This window comes from Hymenobacter segetis (assembly GCF_038448715.1).
In the GTDB taxonomy this organism is placed as follows: Bacteria; Bacteroidota; Bacteroidia; order Cytophagales; family Hymenobacteraceae; genus Hymenobacter; species Hymenobacter segetis.
In genome coordinates, this window is record NZ_JBCEVZ010000031.1 from 37,032 (window position 1) to 55,733 (window position 18,702).

Consider the following 18,702-nt stretch of genomic DNA (forward strand, 5'->3'; position numbering starts at 1 on the left):
GCCAAAGGTAAGGCTCCCATCCGGCCACCAGAGGCCAGCCCCGGCCAGGGGCCACATCCGGTCGGGAGCAGGGCATCTGGTTGCCCGGCTAAGCCGTCAGGCGGCCCCCCGCCTCGCTCACCGTCAGCGTCACGGGCTGGCCCACGGTCAGGGCCAGGTTGTCGGCCTCGTGCCCCACCGGGAAGCCGTAGCCGACGGGGAAGTCATACATCCGCGCGTAGCGGTCGATGATTTCCCAGGCGGTGCTGCCAAAGGGGATGGTATTGTCGCGCATGTCGGAGAAGTGGCCCACCACCAGCCCGGCCAGGCCCGCCAACTGCCCGGAGCGGTGCAGGTGCAGCATCATGCGGTCGATGTGGTAGAGGTACTCGTCGAGGTCTTCCAGAAACAGGATGCGGCCCGCGAAGCTCGCCTGCGAGGCCGTGCCGGTGATGGTCTGCAGGAGGCTCAGGTTGCCGCCCACCAGCGCGCCGGTGGCCGTGCCGGGCCGGTTGAGGGCGTGGGGCGCGGCTTCGATGGGCTGGAAGGCTTCGCCGAACAAGGCTCGCCGCAGGGTTTCGAGGGCCAGCTCGCCGCCGGCCTGATGAAACAGCACCGGCATCACGCCGTGGATGCTGCCGTGGCCCAGGGCCAGCAGGTGGCTATTGAGCACCGTGATGTCGGAGAAGCCGGCCACCCACTTGGGCCGGGCCGCGAAGGCCGTGAAATCGAGCCCGTCCACGATGCGGGCCGTGCCGTAGCCGCCCCGGGCGCAGAGGATGGCCCGGATGGCCGGGTCGTCGAGTTGCTGCTGGAAGTCGCGGCGGCGCAGGTCGTCGTCGCCGGCAAACTGGTGGTGGTCGCCGGCAATGCTTTCGCCCAGCACTACTTCCAGCCCCCAGCTTTCGAGGGTGGCGATGGCGGGAGCCAGTTCGGCGGCCGATATTTTGCGGGCGGGGCTCACGATGGCGACGCGCTGGCCAGCGTGCAGGGCAGGGGGGAAGGAAATCGACATAAAAGAGCAGGGTTAAGCGGCTGCAAATAACGCAGGCCGTATCTTCGGAACCAGCGCGGCCCGTTCGGACGCCCCAACCCCGGCCCCGGTTCCGGCGTTGGTATCCGGACCGGGGTCCGCTTAAGTACCCGGCTCACCTTTTCCTCTTTACCTGATGAAAGCACTTCTCCTCTTCCTCACGGCCCTGCTGCTCACGGCCGCCCACGGGGCCAGCGCCCAGACCGTTATCGACACCACCGGCGGGCGCTACTACCGCCCCATCTTCGCCAATGTGACCGTGACTTCGGGCGTGACCTACGGCGCGGCCGTGAACTCCGTGGGCACCAATCAGACGCTGACCATGGACATCTACCAGCCCACCGGCGATGCGCTGGCCCGGCGGCCGGTCATCATCTTCGCCCATCAGGGCGGCTTCGTGTCGGGCACCAAAACCGATGCCTATATGGTGGACGTGTGCACGAAGTTTGCCAAGCTAGGTTACGTCACGGCCAGCATCGACTACCGCCTGCTGGACCTCAGCATCGTCTTCGCCGGCGGCTTCGACACCGTGAACGTCGCCAAGTCGGCCATCCGGGGCATGCAGGATTTGCGGGCCGCCGTGCGCTTCTTCCGCAAAGACGCGGCTACTACGAATACCTACCGGGTCAATCCCAGCTACGTCATCGTGGGCGGCTCCTCGGCCGGGGCCTTCGCCGCGCTCGAAGTCGGCTACCTCGACAAAGCCGCCGAAGTGCCCGCCTACGTGGGCATTGCCGCCCTGGGCGGCGTGGAAGGCGTGAGCGGCAATCCCGGCTACAGCAGCCTGCCTCAGGCCGTGCTCAACCTGAGCGGCGCCACCGAAACCCCCAACTACATCGAAGCCGGCAACGCGCCCCTGTGCAGCGTGCACGGCACCGCCGATGGCACCGTGCCTTACCTGCAAGGCCGGGTGGGCTCGCTGCTGCCGCCCAAGTACGTGTACGGCAGCGGCCGGCTGCACCCCCGCGCCACCGCGTTGGGCATCCGCAACACCCTGCGCCCGTTGCGCGGCGCGGGCCACATTCCCTTCGAGAGCAACGCCTTATACGCCGACACCACCTTCCGCACCATCCGCGACTTCCTGCGGCCCGTGCTGGCCCTGCCCGGCCTGGTAGTCACGGCGGCGGTAGCTCCCGCCACTGCCCAGCCCGCCGCCCAGGCCTACCCCAACCCCGCCGACGACGCCATCCGCATCGAGCTGCCCGCCGCCTGGTCCACCGCCGCCGAGGCCCAGCTGCTGGACGCGGCCGGCCGCGTCGTGCGCCTCATCCAGCCCACCACCCGCACCCTAAGCGTGCCGCGCGGCACCCTCAAAGGGGGCGTCTATTCGCTGAAGTTCCCCGGCCAGCCGGCGGTCCGCATCGAGTTCCGCTAGGGGCCGGCGGGCGGCGCTACCAACTCCATATTCACGCAAAAGGGCAGGCCAATGGCCTGCCCTTTTGCATTGCCGCCCGTGGGGGCTTACTCCACCGTGAGGCGCAGGGCTTTGTTGCCAGCCCGCACCACGTACACGCCGGTGGGCAGCCCGGCCGGCAGGGCCAGGGCAGCGGTGCCAGTGGCATCGGCCGGGGTCGAAAGTACCGGGCGGCCCAGCGCGTCAACCACCGTCACCGTCGTGCCGGGCCGCGCGCCGATGAGGGTGGCCGCGCCGCCGTGGGCGGGGTTCGGATACAGGGACAAGCCAGCGGCGGCCCCCGTTAGGGCCACGGTGCGCACGGGCGAATAGTTGAAGGTGCCGTCCTGGTCCACCTGCTTGAGGCGGTAGTAGATAGTGGATTGGTGGGTTGGCAGGTTGTTGTCGAGCAGCTCGTAGCTGCGGGCGCTGCTGCTGCCGGCAGCGGCCACCGTGGCGATGCGCTCGAAGGTTGTGCCGTCGGCGCTACGCTCCACCTCGAAGGCCTTGCTGTTCTTCTCGGTGGCCGTGCGCCAGCTCAGGGCCACGGCGGTGCCCTGGGCCCGGGCCGTGAAGGCGACCAGCTCCACGGGCAGCGGGTTCACGTTGAAGTCGCCGCCGGCGGTGAAGTCGGAGAAGCCCGACACGCCGGTGCGGCTGAGCACGGGGGCCGTGCCGGAGCCAGTGGTGGCGACGTGGGCGCCCACCAGCGCCCAGTCGGCGGCGGCGTTGGCCCGCTTCAGCAGCACGAGCTGGGTGTAGTCGGCCGCGCCCCGGATGCCGGTGAAGGTGAACGTGGGCGTGTAGGTGCCATCAACGAGGCCGGCGGCGGCGGTGAAACGCCAGTAGCCATCGCCCGAGGTTTTGTTGACGGTAATGCTGCCTTCGGTGAGGGGAAGGCCCTGGCTGCCGGCCGGGCTGGCAATGAACTCGGCCATGAGCGTGCCGCCCGCCGTGGGCGCGGTGGTGTAAGTGATGGTGGCCGGGCGGCCCACCGTGGCCAGGCCCACCGGGAAGTCGCGGCTGCCCGTGCTGGTGCCTATCCAGCGCTGGAAGGGGCCGGCCACGCGGCCGGTGTTGGTGGCGGTGGCATCGAGGGTGCCCGTCACCGTGGCGCTGGTGCCCAGGGTGAGCAGGTTGGTGGCGGTCGTCGTCACCACGCCTTGTTGCAGGCGGAGCGTGCCGCCGATGGCGGTGGCCTCCGAGAGCGTGACGCCGGCCGCGTTGTTGATGGTGAGCGAGCTGGTGCTGGTTGTCATGGCCGCGAGGCCCGTACCCGTCACCTGCGCCGCCGGCCCATTATACTCCAGGGTGCCGTTTAAGGTGCGGGAGCCGAGGCTCTGCACGTTGCCGGTGGCCGTGCCGCCGGCGCTGATGCCGTCGGGGCTGCCCAGGCGCACGGTGCCCCCGGCCACGATGGTGAAGGTGCCCGCGCCGGTGAAGGCCTGGGTGCCCAGGTCGAGGGTGGTGCCGCTGGCCACCTGGGCATTCACCAGGCCCGTGATGGTGCCGGAGTTGTCGAAGGTTTGGGTGCCGGCGGTGCCGGGCTTGCTGAAGAGCAGCTTCTGGGTGGTGCTGGCCATGTTGCCGGTGCTCACGGTGCCGGCATTGCTGAAGCTGCCGTTGATGGCTACGGTGCCGCCAGTGTAATTAACGACCGGTCCGTTGGTGCCCGTCAGCAGGTTGAAGGTCGCGCCGCTGGCCACCGCAAAGTCGCCGTTCACCGTGAGCGGCGTGGTGCGCAGTGTATTGGGGAGGCCGTTGTTGGGCTGGGCCGCCGCAAACGTGCCGCCGTTCAGCAGAAAGCGGCCCTGCACCGTAATCGGCGTGCCCCCGGTGCCGGTGCTGCCGCCGTAGCTGCCAATCACACTGGTGCCGGCCTGCTGCACGTAGCCGCCGGTGCGGTTGCCGCTGCCGTCCACGGTGCCCAGCGTGAGGCTGCCGGTGGGGGTATTAAACAGGCGCAGCGTACCCGCGCCGGTGCTGCGCACGGTGAGGGTGCCGGCCACGGTCATGTTGGCCGTGGACATGAACAGGTACGGCTGCACCGCCGTGGCCGTGCCGGCGGGCAGGCCCGTCAGGTTCACGTCCAGGTTTTGCAGGGTCTGGTTCACGACGGCGTAGGTCTGGTTGAGGATGCCGCCGGCCAGCTCCAGCGTCGAGCCGGAGCTCCAGGTCAGGAGCGGCATGGCGACGTTGATGGCTGTGGCGTAGTGCACCACCCGGCCGCCGCTTGCCACGGTGGTGGTGGTGGTACTGAGGCCCTGGCTGGCCGGCGTGACGGTGCCGGTGCTCAGCACCAGCGTGCCATTCACGACCAGGGCATTGGTGCCGGCCACGCTCAGCGTGCCCGAGTTGAGGCTGGTGCCCGTCACGCCGTCGGCCCCGCTCAGCTTGCCGATAGACAGCACGCCGCCCGCGTTCACGGTCATGGTCGCCCCGCCGATGATGGAGAGCATAGCGCCGGCCGCCGTGTTCACGATGCCGCCGTTTTCTATGGTGGTGGTCTTGGTAAAGGTCGAGGCGGCTACTGTGACCACGTGGCCGCTGCGCACGTTCACGGTGCCCACGAAGCTGCCGGTGGGCGCTACGGGCGCGGCAAACCAGCCCGTGCTGCCGTCATACGAGGCCTCCCAGGTGGCAGGGGTGCCCCAGTTGCCGGTGGCCACGCTGCGGAAGTAGCCGGGGGCTACGGCGGTCTGCACGGTGTAGGTGGTGGTGGTTTGCAGGTCTTCCGAAGTCAGCACAACGGTGGCCGTGCTGCCCGTATTCAGGGTTGCCGAGGCGCTGCCGCTGGCCACGGCCGCGCCGTTGACGGTGATGCTGGTGTACCCGTTGCTGGCCGTGGGCGTGAGGGTGTAGGTGGTGGTGCCGGCCGGCACATACAGCGTGTAGGCCAGCGTGGCGGCAGCGAAGACGGGGCTGAGCGCGCCCACCGAGGGCACCAGGTTGGCCAGCTTGGCATCGGTGCCCACGATGTGGGTGGTGATGGTGGGCGTGTACAGGCCCTGGCCGGTCACGGTGGCCTTTTCGGCCCGCACGCGCAGGTAGTAGTCGGTGCCGTTGGCCAGGCCGGTCAGGGCCTGGCTGGTGGTATTGTAGCCGCTCAGGGCGAAGGGCGAGCCGGCTACGGGCGCGGCGAAGGTGTTATTGGTCGCCACATCGAGCACATAGCCCTCCACGATGCCGGCGGCCGGGGCCGCCCCGTTGATGGTGGGGCCCGTGAAGCTGGCCGTGAAGCCGGTGCCGCTGCGGCCCGACACGGCCAGACCGGTGGGCTGCAGCAGGGCGTAGCTTTCCACCCAGTTGCTGGTGGTGTTGCCGCTGGTCAGGTTGAAGTTGGTGAGGGTGCCGTGGGCCGCGTCGGCGGCCTGGTTGGCCACCGTGGGGTAGGCGGTGTTGGCCCCGCCGGCCGTGCCGTGGTCGAAGTTGTAGTACGCCAGCAGGCTGGCGGGCACGGCCGCGCTGGTGCTGGTCATGTCGGCCAGCACCTGGGCCGGGGTGAGGGCGGCGTTGTAGAGGCGCACTTCATCGAGGCGGCCGTAGAAGGGCTGGCTGTACGCGGCCGAGCGGCCCAGCCACAGGGGCTCAGCCGTGGCAATGGGCGAGGTCCCCGACGTGGCGGCCACGGCCACCCCGTTCACGTACAGTTGCAGGGCAGTGCCGTCCCAGGTGGCGGCTACGTGCGTCCAGCGGCTGGCCGGAATGGCCGTGGTGGCCGTGGCATACGGCCGGGCCGAGGTACCCATGCCGCCGGGCCACACTTCGGCGTACAGAAGGCCGTTGGCCAGCAGCACCAGGTTGTAGTCGCCGCTCTTGCGGATGATGGAGTTCACCGCCGGCAGGTTGGTGCCGTACACCCAGGCTTCCATCGTGAGGCTGCCCAGGCCCAAGTTGTCGAGGGCCGGGGTGGGGGCCACCGCCACGTAGTTGCTGCTGCTGCCGTCGAAGGCCAGCGCGTTGCCGGGCGGGGTCAGGGGCGCGAAGGGCCGGCGAATGCTGGTCAGGCCGTTGGCCGCCGTGCCGGTCAGGCTGGTTTTGTCGGCCCGCACGCGGTAGTAGTAGGTCTGGGCCGGGTCGAGGCCGGTGATGGCCTGGCTGGTGCCGGCCACCGTGAAGGGCGAGCCGGCCACGGGCGCGGTAAAGGTGTTGTTGGTGGCCACGTCCAGCCGGTAGCCGTTGTCGACGGTGCCAATGGCCGGGGCCGTCCAGTTGGCGGTGAAGCCGGTGGCCGTGCTGCCGGTGGCGGCGGCCAGCGCGGGCACCACCCCGGCGTAGCTTTCCACCCAGTTGCTGGTGGTGTTGCCGTTGGTCAGGTTGAAGTAGGTGAGGGTGCCGTCGTTGCCGTTGCCGCTCTGGTCGGTGAGGGTGGTGAAGGTGGCGTTGCTGCCAGCGTTGGTGCCGTGGTCGAAGTTGTAGGCGGCCACCAGGCCGGCCTGGGGCGCGGCGGGTTGGTTGAGGTAGGCCGCCTGCACCTGCGCCGCCGTGCGGGCCACGCTCCAGATGCGGACTTCGTCGAGCAGGCCGTTCCAGTAGGCCTGGCCGTTGCGCATGCCGATGGCAACGGCGCTGGTGCCCGTGAGCACGGCCCCGGTGGCGGCCCGGCTGTTGTCGAGCACGCCGTCGACGTACAGGCGCAGCGTGCTGCCGTCGTAGGTGCCCACCACGTAGTGCCAGCGGCCGTCGGCCAAGTTGGTGCGGCCATACAGCCAGCCCCCGGCCGCCGACGGCCCGTTGAGTAAGAAGGAGGCCCGGCCGGCCGCCGCGTTGTTACCATTCAGGGCCAGGTACCACGAGTCTTCGGCCTTGGTCGTGATGTACTGCTCGGCGGTGCTGTTGGTATTCACCCAGCCTTCCAGCGTAATGGTGGTCGTGAGGTTGAACGCCGCGTTGTGCGCCACGGTCACGTAGTTGTTGGTGCCGTTGAAGGCCAGGGCGTTGCCGGGCGGGGTCAGGCCGCTCAGTGTGCGTACCGTGCCGCTGGCATAAGCGCCCGTGCCGGTTACGCTGGTTTTGTCGGCCCGCAGGCGATAGTAGTAGTTGCGGTTGGGCAGCAGGCCGCTCACGGCCTGGCTGGTGGTGCCGGCCGTTACGCCGAACGAGGTGGCACCGGAGGAGAACGTGCTCGTCGGTGCCACTTCCAGCGCGTAGCCGTTCACGATGCCCACCAGCGGGGCCGCCCAGTTGGCGGTGAAGCTGGTCGTCGTCACGCCGCTCACGGTGGCTAGGGGCACCACGCGGGCGTAGCTTTCCACGTAGTTGCTGGTGGTGTTGCCACTGGTCAGGGCGAAGTTGGTCAGCGTACCATCCTGAAAGTTCGTGGTGCGGTCGAAGAGCGTGGTCTGGGTGGTGTTGGCCCCGCTGGCCGTGCCGGCATCGAAGTCGTAGGCTGCCACCAGCCCGGCCTGCGGCACCGCCGGCTGGTTGGTATAAGCCGCTTTGATTTCGGCCGCCGAGCGGGCCACGCTCCAGATGCGCACCTCGTCGATGCTGCCGTTGAAGTATTCATAATTGGCCCCCGAGCTCGGGTCGTTGGTGCAGCCGATGCGCAGGTTGCTGGGGCTGGGCACTGTGTGGCCGCCCGGCGTATCGCTGCCCACGGCCACCCCGTCGAGGTAAATGGTGCGGGTCGTGCCATCAAACGTGGCCGCCACGTGGTGCCAGTGACCGCTCAGGTCGGGCGTGGTCACGATGAGGTCGGGCCCCCACCAGTAGTTGATGATGCCCGTCGGCGACAGCCGCAGCGCATTCACCTGGTTGGTGGTGCCCCAGTTTCCCCAGCCGATGATGCCCATCACGCCCATGGCATTGGGCTTAATCCAGGCCTCCAGGGTGTAGGTGCCGTTGCCCGTGGGCACGGGCGTGGTGTTGGGCAGGGCCACATAGTCGTCGGTGCCATCGAAGGCCAGGGCGTTGCCGGGCGCGGTCAGGCCGCCGGGCGTGCGCAGACTGAACCCGTCGCGCGAGTAGGCTCCCTGGCCGGTCACGCTGGTTTTGTCGGCCCGCAGGCGCAGGTAGTAGCGGGTGTTCACGGTGCGCCCGTTGATGGTGGCGCTGGTAGCGCCGCTGGCGGGCGTGAGCGTGGTCACGCCCGCGCTGTAGTCGGCCGTGGTCGAGCAGTCGAGCACGTAGTTGGTGATGGTGCCCACGGGCGGGGCCGTCCAGGTCACGCTCAGGCTGGCACCGCTGGCATTGCTGGTGGCGGCCAGGTTGGTGGGCTGCACCAGGGCGTAGCTTTCAATCCAGTTCGAGGTCGCGCCGGTGAGGGCAAAGCCAGTGAGCGTACCGGTATAGCCGGCCGCGCTGCCTATGTTGGGCAGGGTATTCACGCCGGCGTTGTTGCCGCCGGCCGTGCCCCGCTCACAGGTATAGTACACCTCCAGTCCGGGCTGGGGCAGCGTCAGCACGTTATTGAACGCGGCCTTCACCTGGGCGGCCGAGCGGGCCACGCTCCAGATGCGCACTTCATCAAGGCTGAAGTCATAGGCATCGGGGCTCTGGTTGCCCAGCCGGAGTTGCAGGGAGGGGTCGTTGGTGTAGTGAGTGCCGCCGCCGCCGCGCGAGTTTTCGGCCACGCCGTCCACGTAAATCGTCGTCGTGTTGCTACCCACTACCCCGGCCAGGTGGTGCCACTTGCCGTCGTTGATGAAGGTGTTGCTGAACAGGTACTGCCCGCCCACGTTGAATACCGCCTTGCCGGCATCGGCCGAGGAAAACCCGTAGATGCCCAGCCAGAAGTTGCTGCTGGTATTCACGAACTGCGCGGTGTAGCGCGGCGCGCTGCTGGTTCGTACCCAGGCCTCCACCGTGTAGGTGTTGCTGTAGTCCGGCAGCTCGGTGCCGGTATTCACATAGCAGAAAGTGCCGCTGAAGCTCAGCGCATTGCCGGGCGGCACCTGGGCCAGCGCCGGGAAAGTGCCCAGCAGTACCAGCCACAGCCACATCAGGGCCAGCCGCGCGCAGCCGGAGGTAAAGTTTCCAATCATAAAAGAGAGAGAGTGTGAAGTTTGCCGCAAATGTCGGGCTTACTTCAAAGCGGCGGTATCGCATGTTGATGCGATGCCGGCCCGGTCCGGCGCGCCAGTCTCTCCCTTCTTTTTATCCAGCCAGAAGTTATTGGATGAGGCCTTTCAGGCCAGCGTCGAGGCGGCCAGCTGGCCTTCTGCCACTGCTTCCACGGCCTGCACCTCGCCCCGCCGGGCCACGAATACGCCGGCCGTCCGCAGCTCGTCGCGCCATTGGCGCAGGCGCAGCAGCGGCACCGGCCCGGTGGCGTACACGCCGTGCACGTCGGTGCGCAGGGCGGTGGCGGGCAGCTCCAGCCAGGTCAGCACCTCGCGCAGCACGCCCACGTCGGGGTGGCGCAGGTACACGTCCAGCTCCAGCTCCTCGGCCGCTTGCAGGGCCGGGGCCGTGGCCTGCTTGGCATAACCGTAGCGCAAGCCGCGCCGTAGCGCCAGCACATCGGCCAGCACCGCCGAGCCGGTGGGGTGCCCGCCCGCCCCGCGCCCGCCCAGAAACTGTGGCCCCGCATACTCGCCCTCCACCACCACCCCGTTGAACTCGTGCTCCACGATGAACAGCGGCGACTCCGGCCCCAGCATCTGCGGCGTGACCAGGGCGGCCACGCGGCCGTTGGGCAGGCGCTGCACGCTGGCCACCACCTTCACCTTCTGGCCCCGCGCCGCCGCATAGGCCACATCCGCCGCGCCCACGGCCTCGATGCCCAGGTTCAGCACCTCATCAGCTTCCAGAAAAACCCCGTAAGCGTGGGCCGCCAGAATCACCGCCTTCGAGCGCGGGTCAAACGCGCCCATGTCCAGCGCTGGGTCGGTTTCGGCAAAGCCCAGCGCCTGCGCCTCGGCCAGCGCCGCCGCGTAGTCGGAACCTTCCTCGCTCATGCGCGTCAGCACGTAGTTCGACGAGCCGTTGAGGATGCCCTGCACCGCCCGCAGCGGCTCGTGGCTGAAGTAGCCATCCAGCGTCCGGATAACGGGAATGCTGCCGCACACCGCCGCCTCGTACAGCAGCGCCCCGCCAAAGTTCTGCTCCAGCTGCACCAGCTCCGGCAGGTGGCGGGCCAGCATGGCCTTATTGGCCGTCACCACGCGCCGGCCCTGGCGCAGGGCCGCACTCACCAGCCGGAAGGCCTCCGCCGCATCGTCAATTACTTCCACCAGCACGTCCAGCGTGGGGTCGTTCAGCAGCTCATCGGCGTGGTAAGTGAAGTGGTCGGCCGGCAGCGTGCGCGGCTTGTCGGGGCTCTTGACGGCAATGCGCGTCACGGCCAACCCCAGGCCGGGCTGCTGTTGCAGGATGTCATAGAAGCCCTGCCCCACGCAGCCAAAGCCGATAAGGCCCAGCCGCAGGGGTTGTGGTTGGTTGTCCATAAAAGAGAAGGTAGTCAGTATTGTTTGGCCCGATTCTGTCATCCTGAGCGCAGCGAAGGACCTTCTTACGGCCGAACGGTGCGCAGTAATCTCAAATAGCGCAGCCGTGGTAAGGTCCTTCGCTGCGCTCAGGATGACAGGCCCGCCGGCCTAATGCACGAATGTGGGCGCGTAGAATAGCTCCAGAAAGTGCGTGATGGCCGCCGTTTCCAGCAGGAACCCATCGTGCCCGTAGCGCGAGTCCAGCTCGCCATACATGGCCCCCGGAATATGCGCCGCCAGCTCCCGCTGCTCCGTCAGCGGAAACAGCACGTCGGAGGTAATGCCCAGCACCAGCGTGCGCGCCCCGATGCGGGCCAGCGCCGCCGGCACCCCGCCCCGGTTGCGGCCCAGGTGGTGCGTATCCATGCTCCGGCTCAAAGAAACGTAGCTGTAGGCATCGAAGCGCGACACCAGCTTGTCGCCCTGGTAGCGCTGGTAGGTGCTGGCGCGGTGCTCGCGCAGCAGTTCGTCGTCGCTCGGGTCGGTCTGGGTTTCGGCGTAGGCCGAGTAGCTGCGGTAGCTGAGCAGCGCAATGGCGCGGGCGGCGCGCAGGCCCTCATCGCCCCCGCCGGGCTGGCCGGCGGCATAAGTCGGGTCGGCCTCAATGGCCAGCCGCTGCGCCTCATTAAAGGCAATGCCCCAGGCCGAATGCCGCGCATTGGTGGCAATGACCACCAGATGGTCGAACAAATCAGGCCGCTGCACGGCCCACTCCAGCGCCTGCTGCCCGCCCAAAGAGCCGCCAATCAGCGTATTGATATCCGTCAGTTCCAATTCCTCGCGCAGGGCCTCGTGCGCCTTCACCAAATCCCGAATGGTCAGCAGCGGGAAGTGCTGGAAGCGGGCCTCCCCGGTAGCCGGGTCGGCATCCAGCGGGCCGGTAGTACCGTAGCACGAGCCCAGCACGTTGGCACACACGATAAACCATTCCGACGGGTCGTAGTAGCAGCCTGGGCCTACCAGGCCCGGCCACCAGGCCAGCACGTCGGCGTTGGCCGTGAGGGCATGGCACACCCAGACCACGTTGTCGCGGTCTTCGTTGAGCTGGCCCCAGGTTTGGTAGGCCACGTGCGCCCCGGTCAGGGTTTCGCCGCTTTCCAGGGTAAGGTCAGGCAGGTCAAATACTAGGGTTGGCATAATTCAATTAAATAGCACAGCTTCAGAACCAGCGAACCGGCCCGGCGCAATAGTTTCTCACTCCCATATCTCCTCCCATCACGGAAGAGGCCCGGGCCGATGCACTGATTCTAAAGCTGCGATAAAACTCGGCCGCCAGCGAGACTGGCACCGACCCGCCAGGGGTGGCCCGCTGGCGGCAATTCTGGTTTAAACTTCCAGCGGCTGGGCGTGCTCCAGCTCGGGCTCGCCCACTTCGTCGCCCTCAGTCGGCAGGCTGGCCGTGTTGCCGATGGCATCAAACGCCGCCTGCAAATCCGCCTTGATGTCGTCGAAATGCTCAATCCCCACCGACAGACGCAGCGAAGTCGGCGTCACGCCCGAGGCCAGTTGCTCCTCTTCGCTCAGCTGCTGGTGCGTGGTAGCCGAGGGCTGGATGATGAGCGTCTTGGCATCGCCCACGTTGGCCAAGTGGCTGATGAGCTTCAGGTTATCAATGAATTGTGTAGCCGTCTCCTTCGTGCCCTTCACGCGGAACGAGAGTACGCCGCCGAAGCCGCGCTTCAGGTATTTGTTGGCAATGGCGTGATAGGGGCTGCTGGGCAGGCCGGGGTAGTTCACGCTTTCCACCTGCGGATGCTGCTCCAGCCAGGTGGCCACTTTAAGGGCGTTTTCCACGGTGCGGTCCACGCGCAGGCTCAGGGTTTCAAGGCCGATAAGCAACTGCCAGGAGTTGAACGGGCTGATGGCCGGCCCGAAGTCGCGCAGCCCTTCCACCCGCGCCCGGATGATGAAGGCAATGTTGCCAAACGGCCCGCCCTTGCCAAACACGTCGTTGAAAATCAAGCCGTGGTAGCCCTCGCTCGGCTCGGTAAACTGCGGGAATTTGCCATTGCCGAAGTCGTAGGTGCCGCCGTCGACAATCACGCCGCCCACGCTGGTGCCGTGCCCGCCAATCCACTTCGTAGCCGACTCCACCACAATGTGTGCGCCGTGCTCCAAAGGCCGAAACAGGTAGCCGCCCGCGCCAAACGTGTTGTCCACAATCAGCGGTAAGTCGTGCTTCTTCGCAATGGCCGCAATGGCCTCAAAATCCGGAATGCTGAAGCTGGGATTGCCAATCGTTTCCAGGTAAATGGCCTTGGTCTTCTCGTCAATGTGCTCCTCGAACGAAGCCGGATTGTCGCCATCCGCAAAGCGCGCCTCAATGCCCAAACGCTTGAACGCCACCTTGAACTGGTTGTAAGTGCCGCCATACAGGTAGGCCGTGCTCACGAAGTTGTCGCCGGCCTGCAGGATGTTGTTAAGGGCAATGAACTGGGCCGCCTGGCCCGAGCCAGTGGCCAAGGCGGCCACGCCGCCTTCCAGCGCCGCCACGCGCTGCTCGAACACGTCGGTGGTGGGGTTCATCAGGCGGGTGTAAATGTTGCCAAACTCCTTCAGGGCAAACAGGTTGGCACCGTGCTCGGCGCTCTTGAACACGTAGCTGGTGGTCTGGAACAACGGCACGGCGCGGGCCCCGGTGGTGGGGTCGGGCTGCTGGCCGGCGTGGAGTTGGAGGGTTTCGAAGTGTTGGGGCTGAACAGACATGATGGGGGAGGTTTTGAAGTTTTGAAAAACCGAAATGACAATTGGAAAAAGTGCGATGCGGCTCTGAAAAAGCCTTTTTTAGCGCCGAAACTCCCCGAAATAGCCCGTGCTGCCGGCGTGGCCCAAACCCACCGCGAAGGCCCGAAAGCGCACGCGGCGGACCCACGGGGCCACCAAAAAAATCCAGAAGAGGGGGGGAGGGGTTCTAAGCCGGAATTAGCTTAGCAACAACACGGGCGGCAACAGCACATTCGCATTCGCTGCAACGAAGGCGATGCCACATTACGGCCGTCAGCGGCCGAAACGAAGAAACCCGAACCTGCGGCGCACAAAGCAGCCGAAGCATTCGGGGGCAAAAAACTGGGGTATGAAGAATTTTCCATGGCACTCGAATCATCTGTCCCAGCGCGGCCGGAGCTGCGGGTGGGTAGGAATTGGCACCTTTCGTTTTGCGAAGGTTGCCAGTGGGTCACGGAGCCTAGTCTCTCGCCACTTCTGTATAAAACTTGAAAACTGCCCACCGTTAGCGGGGAGTACCTGTTTGGTATCGGCAAATGTACGGGAGAATTTTTGGGATGGGCAAGCGGATGGGCGAAAATATTTTTTCGACGGTCTGGCGTGGCCCCTTCCAGCATGACGTGCTTTTTAGTTGTTCTTTTGACCCCATAAAACGCAAAAAAGCCACCCTGAAACAGAGTGGCTTTTCTCACCTTTTTTCTGCAAAAAAGTACCTAGAGACTAGGTATGGTCAACACCTGCCCCACTTCGATGTGGTCAGGGTTGTCGCCGATGAGCGCCTTGTTGGCGTCGTATATCTGGTGCCACTTGGCGGCGTCGCCGTAGTGGTGCTTGGCTATTTTGGAGAGGGAATCGCCGCTGACAACGGTATACGTGTTGCCGGCAGCTTCTGGTTTGGCGTTGCCAAAAAAATCGGTGCCGCCAGCCGCTGGCTTAGCCGCGGGCTCTACGGGCTTTTGTTCGCCTTTGTCGCTGATGAAATCGAAGAGTCCCATGGTTTTCGGTGAAGTTAAATGAAGAGATAAATTCTGCCGGAAACCCTTGCGGGCGGGCCGACCGGGTTGCTATACGGACAAGTGTAGGCGGGGTTTCGTTCTAAACTCTTTTGCGTCTGCATCGTAAGCCGACGAGGCCGCACCCCGTGCGTCATGTTTTCATTCTTTCACCATTACCCTTAGTGCACATGAAACTCCAGTCCCTTTTTTCGCTCCGTTACTTCGCCAGCCTGCTGCTGCTTGTGTCGCTGTTTGCCGCTTCGTGCAGCAACGATAAAGGCAAAGTAGAAGGCGTGAACATGCTGTACGGCACCGATAGCAAGGTGTGGAAAACCGCCAAGGAAACCGACACCGCCGGCGACAAAGTGAAGCAAACCGACGCTCAGAAGCAAGAGGAGCTGCGCATTTTTGCCAACGGCACATACAACATGACCGGCGCGAGCGGCGCAGTTTCGGGCAAATACACGTTTGACCAAGCCGGCAAAACCATCACCATGACCCCCGACGGTGCCACCACCAGCAACACCTTCGCCGTGGAAACCCTCACCGACAAGAAGCTCACACTGAAGTCGGCCGACGGCGCCGCACTGATGCTCGAAGCCGAGTAAATCACTCCGGATTCAAGTAATCGAAAAGCCCCGAACCAGTCTGGTTCGGGGCTTTTTTTGTGCTGATTATTTTGTGATAGGATGGGCTGTGGTGGTTGGCCGCTTCGCAAACACCCGCGCTACCCAGCGTGGCAGAAAGATGGTGCCCAGCACCAGATACAGGTAATACGTGACCACTCGATACAGCAAAACCATGAAGCTGGTGAGCGTGGCCGTGCCAATAAACTTGCCGAAAAACGTGGGAAACGCGCCCTCCACAATGCCCGCGCCGCCGGGCGTGATGGCCAGCAGCAGCAGCACTTTGTAGGTGAGGTTGCGGGCAAAAATGAAGAGGAAGGTGTCGGCATCCATCGGCACGAAGGCGGCGATGAGGCAGCCGATAACCAGGTAACGGGCCGTCCAGACGAAGAACGTGCTGGCCGCCGCCCGTACCCAGTAGATAGCCGGATTGCCGCGCAGCTGAATGGAGGCATCCATCATGCCCTGGCCGTGCTTGTAGGCAGAGCGCTGCCAGCGCCGCAGCAGCCGAAACGAGAACAGCCGCACCAGCAGCCGCCGCACCGATTTCGGGTTGATGAAAATGGCGTAGAGCATCAGCCCCGCGTAGGCCGTAACGGCCACGTAGCTGACCACAAACGCCACCCGCAGCGTGGCGATGAAAGCGCCCTGCATGGCCTCGTGCGGGTAGAGCCCGGCCCCGGCGATGAGGACGACCAGCGGCACCATGATGACGTAATACAGGTTGTCCATCAGGGCCGTAACCATGATGTATGCCAGGGACTTGCCTAGTGGAATGCCTTCCTTATTCAGAATAAACGAAGCCACTGCCGTGCCGCCCACCGCCGAGGGCAGCACGCACGACGCAAACTCCCAAATCATAATCACGTCGAGGCTCTGACGGTAGCTCAACTCGCGCTCGGCAATGTGCCGGATGCGGTAGATATAGCCCAAATCGCGGGCCAGCAGCACCAGCAATGTTATCAGCAGCCACTCCCAGCGGGCATGGGCTAGGGGGGCCAAATCGCCGGGCTTGTAGCTGCGCCAGAACATAAACCCCACCACGCTCAGGCCAATCACGACGGGCAGAATGAGCCGCGAGGGCTGCAAGCGCTGCAAAAAATGCGCGTCGTCTTCGGGCAGGGGAGCGAGGGTTTTGTCGGTCATCGAAGAAAATAAAGCAGCCCGGCAAAAGTAGGCGGTAGCGGGCCGGCGACTGATTAAAAATGGATTAAGGTGATATGAAAAACGTCATGCCGGGACAAGCTCAGCATGACGTTTTTCAGTGATAATCCGAACCGTTAGGCTAGGGCCGGCCGCCGGGGCTGCCGGCCGGCACGGTGCCGTTGGGCGTGCTGGTGCCGGGCGAAGGCGCGTTGGCCGGCGTATTGATGGGGTTGCCGGCCGGCGCTACCGGCTGGCGGCGGGTGGTGTCGGCGGGCTGGGCCGTGGCGGGGCGCAGGCCGGGGTATCCGCCGGGACGTTGGCCGTTGGCGGGCCGGCCGGTGCTGTCGGCTGGCGTTTTGCCTGAGGTACTGTCGGGAGCCGTGCCGCGTTGCTGGCCGCCGGGGTAGCCAGCGGGGCGTTGGCCATTGGCTGGTGCACCTGGGGCACCGGGGGCACCGGCTGGCCGGCTGCCGGCCGGATAGCCGCCGGGGCGGGCCCCACCCGCCGGGGCGCCGCCGCCGCCAGCAGGCGCACCGCCTCCACCACCTCCCTGGCCACCGCTCAGGTCGGCACCGCCACCACCGCCACCGCCATCGCCTTTCAGGTCATCGTTATTGATGCTTTTGCCGCGGCGCGTGGGGCCGGCCGTGAGCTTGCCGATGCGGTAGCTGAAGTTCACCTGGAAGCTCAGGTTGTGCAGCACGTTGGTGCTGGTTTGGTCCAGCAGCGGGCTGCTTACCGTGTTGCGGATGTTGATGGAGTTGGTGAAGAAGTTTTGCGCGCCGAGGCCAAAGCTGCCCTTTTTATCGGCGAAGTCGCGCCGCACGCTCATACCGTAGAAGCCGAAGCCGCTTTGCTCCCCTTGCAGCTGCACCTGCCGCCCGCGGTAGAACCCGAAGCCTTGCAAGGCCCACACATCGGTGAACTTGTAGCTGCCGAACAACCGGCCGCTGGCCACCAGGCCTTTGTTGCTGGCGTTATAGAGCGGGTCGGACACGTTATTATTCAGCACCGCGTAGTATGTATCGACGCCGGTGTTCAGGTTGAACTTGCCGCTGTTGAAGCTGGCAAACACGCTGCCACCATAGGCATCTTCCTGCCCAATATTTTTATACGTAACCAGCTGTACCCCAGTAGGAACATTGTTGATGTCAAGCTCTGGCTGGCGCACCGTCTGAATCGAGCCCGTGGTGTTGCGGGCGAATACCGAAAAGTTCAGGTTTACCTTCTTCACCAGCGTGCTGTAGCCCAGCTCGTAGTTGTTCGTGTATTCGGGGTCGAGCTTGGGGTTGCCTTCCGTCTTGATGAGCAGGTTGGACTGCTGCGGGTTGGGATTCAGGAACTGCAGCGACGGGCGTTGGATGCGGCGGTTATAAGCCAGCTTCACCACGTTGCCGTTGGCGAGCTTGCGCGAGAAGTTCACGCTGGGCACCAGCACTCCGTAGTCGGGGACGTCAACGGGCGTGGTGCTGCTCTTGAAATCGGCGTTGATAGTAGTGTATTCGTAGCGTACACCCGGCTTCAGGGTAAAGCCTTTGGGCAGGCTCACGGTGTACGCCACGTAGCCGGCGGCCACGTTCTGGCGGTAGTTGAAGCCGTTATTCAGGCCCACCCCGCCCCGGGGCACGAAATCTCCGTTCTCGCCCTGCGCGGTGAGGTAGGAGTAGTCGCTGCTCACGCGCCGCAAAATGTCCTTTGCCCCAAATTCCAGTACCTGGGTTTTGCCGATGGGTGACTGATAGTCCGCCTGCACCGTAAATTCCTCGTTGGCGCTGGGGTTGTCGTTGCGCAGGCGGCTGGCCGTGCTGAAGTCCGAATTCAGGATGGTGTTCGTGAAATCGTTCGTGCGGTCGTTGCGGCTGTACAGGGTCAGAATGCTGAATTCCTGCTGTGGCTTTGCGAAGGTGTGGGTGTAGTTGAGGCTGGCATCCACGGTGCCCGAGTTGTCCACCACGCTCACGTCGCGCACCGAATTCCCTTGCGGCGACGTCGACAGCGTCGTCAGGCGGCTCTGGTCGCTGTTGGAGCGCCGCGCGCCGTACGAGAGCGAGGCCTGCAGCGAGTTGTGCTCGTTGATGTCGTAGTCCCAGCCCAGCACCGAGCGCCCGAAGCCCTGGTTCTGCTTGGTATCAGCCGACTGCGAGGTGGTCGAGAGCACGTTGCCCAGCCCGTCCTTCAGCGTCTGCTGGTTGCTGAAGCTGCCCGGAATGTTGTACCCCGCCCGGCCGCCGGCGTTCAGCGAGAAGCCCATCTTGCCGGTGCGGTAGCTGCCGTTCAGGTTGAGGTTGCTGCTGCGCGTGCCCACGCTGGCATCGATGCCCAGGGTGCCGCCGCTCAGGTTGTTGGTTTTGGTGATGATGTTGATGATGCCACC

General features: G+C 65.3%; 10 protein-coding genes and 1 riboswitch. Of the genes, 2 read left to right on the forward strand and 8 right to left on the reverse strand.

Annotation, left to right across the window (positions count from 1 at the left end; translation table 11 throughout):
* Positions 1 to 88: 88 nt before the first annotated feature.
* Positions 89 to 994 carry a S66 peptidase family protein gene (locus AAFH49_RS13335; RefSeq protein WP_342298849.1) on the reverse strand — a complete coding sequence of 302 codons (906 nt, stop codon included), beginning with the start codon at positions 992 to 994 and terminating at the stop codon, positions 89 to 91.
* 154 nt (positions 995 to 1,148) lie between these two features.
* Here AAFH49_RS13335 and AAFH49_RS13340 point away from each other — a divergent pair, with 154 nt between their 5' ends.
* A complete protein-coding gene (locus AAFH49_RS13340) occupies positions 1,149 to 2,387 on the forward strand; it encodes a hypothetical protein (RefSeq protein ID WP_342298851.1) in 1,239 nt (412 codons plus the stop codon).
* An 86-nt stretch (positions 2,388 to 2,473) separates the two neighbouring features.
* Here the strand turns inward: AAFH49_RS13340 and AAFH49_RS13345 are convergent, their stop codons facing one another.
* The 5 genes from AAFH49_RS13345 to AAFH49_RS13365 form a co-directional block, all read right to left on the reverse strand.
* Positions 2,474 to 9,391, reverse strand: coding sequence for a LamG-like jellyroll fold domain-containing protein (locus AAFH49_RS13345; protein WP_342298854.1), 6,918 nt, complete (start codon positions 9,389 to 9,391; stop codon positions 2,474 to 2,476).
* Positions 9,392 to 9,535: 144 nt separating this feature from the next.
* Positions 9,536 to 10,795, reverse strand: a complete 1,260-nt coding sequence (locus tag AAFH49_RS13350) for a homoserine dehydrogenase (RefSeq protein ID WP_342298855.1) — start codon at positions 10,793 to 10,795, stop codon at positions 9,536 to 9,538.
* Positions 10,796 to 10,945: 150 nt separating this feature from the next.
* Positions 10,946 to 11,974, reverse strand: a complete 1,029-nt coding sequence (gene metX, locus AAFH49_RS13355) for a homoserine O-acetyltransferase MetX (protein ID WP_342298856.1) — start codon at positions 11,972 to 11,974, stop codon at positions 10,946 to 10,948.
* Between the two features lie 189 nt (positions 11,975 to 12,163).
* The gene (locus AAFH49_RS13360; RefSeq protein WP_342298858.1) at positions 12,164 to 13,543 is read right to left on the reverse strand and encodes an O-acetylhomoserine aminocarboxypropyltransferase/cysteine synthase family protein; all 1,380 of its coding nucleotides are present in this window, start codon (positions 13,541 to 13,543) and stop codon (positions 12,164 to 12,166) included.
* Positions 13,544 to 13,933: 390 nt separating this feature from the next.
* A riboswitch (SAM riboswitch) is annotated at positions 13,934 to 14,049 on the reverse strand.
* Positions 14,050 to 14,274: 225 nt separating this feature from the next.
* Entirely contained in the window at positions 14,275 to 14,556 is a 282-nt protein-coding gene (locus AAFH49_RS13365) for a LysM peptidoglycan-binding domain-containing protein (protein ID WP_342298859.1), read from the reverse strand.
* 188 nt (positions 14,557 to 14,744) lie between these two features.
* Here AAFH49_RS13365 and AAFH49_RS13370 point away from each other — a divergent pair, with 188 nt between their 5' ends.
* Positions 14,745 to 15,164 (forward strand): hypothetical protein, encoded by a 420-nt coding sequence (locus AAFH49_RS13370; RefSeq protein WP_342298861.1) that lies wholly within the window; start codon positions 14,745 to 14,747, stop codon positions 15,162 to 15,164.
* A 66-nt stretch (positions 15,165 to 15,230) separates the two neighbouring features.
* Here AAFH49_RS13370 and AAFH49_RS13375 read toward each other — a convergent pair whose 3' ends face one another.
* Together AAFH49_RS13375 and AAFH49_RS13380 are read right to left on the reverse strand one after the other, a co-directional pair.
* Positions 15,231 to 16,328 carry a lysylphosphatidylglycerol synthase transmembrane domain-containing protein gene (locus tag AAFH49_RS13375; RefSeq protein ID WP_342298862.1) on the reverse strand — a complete coding sequence of 366 codons (1,098 nt, stop codon included), beginning with the start codon at positions 16,326 to 16,328 and terminating at the stop codon, positions 15,231 to 15,233.
* Positions 16,329 to 16,467: 139 nt separating this feature from the next.
* On the reverse strand, positions 16,468 to 18,702 hold a 2,235-nt coding region (locus AAFH49_RS13380; RefSeq protein ID WP_342298864.1), incomplete at its 5' end, for a TonB-dependent receptor domain-containing protein.

What these genes read in the sequence shown, in the direction of transcription:
- AAFH49_RS13335 (WP_342298849.1), bottom strand. Translation starts at nt 994, where the DNA reads ATGTCGATTTCCTTCCCCCCTGCCCTGCACGCTGGCCAGCGCGTCGCC.
- AAFH49_RS13340 (WP_342298851.1), top strand. Translation starts at nt 1,149, where the DNA reads ATGAAAGCACTTCTCCTCTTCCTCACGGCCCTGCTGCTCACGGCCGCC.
- AAFH49_RS13345 (WP_342298854.1), bottom strand. Translation starts at nt 9,391, where the DNA reads ATGATTGGAAACTTTACCTCCGGCTGCGCGCGGCTGGCCCTGATGTGG.
- AAFH49_RS13350 (WP_342298855.1), bottom strand. Translation starts at nt 10,795, where the DNA reads ATGGACAACCAACCACAACCCCTGCGGCTGGGCCTTATCGGCTTTGGC.
- metX (WP_342298856.1), bottom strand. Translation starts at nt 11,974, where the DNA reads ATGCCAACCCTAGTATTTGACCTGCCTGACCTTACCCTGGAAAGCGGC.
- AAFH49_RS13360 (WP_342298858.1), bottom strand. Translation starts at nt 13,543, where the DNA reads ATGTCTGTTCAGCCCCAACACTTCGAAACCCTCCAACTCCACGCCGGC.
- AAFH49_RS13365 (WP_342298859.1), bottom strand. Translation starts at nt 14,556, where the DNA reads ATGGGACTCTTCGATTTCATCAGCGACAAAGGCGAACAAAAGCCCGTA.
- AAFH49_RS13370 (WP_342298861.1), top strand. Translation starts at nt 14,745, where the DNA reads ATGAAACTCCAGTCCCTTTTTTCGCTCCGTTACTTCGCCAGCCTGCTG.
- AAFH49_RS13375 (WP_342298862.1), bottom strand. Translation starts at nt 16,328, where the DNA reads ATGACCGACAAAACCCTCGCTCCCCTGCCCGAAGACGACGCGCATTTT.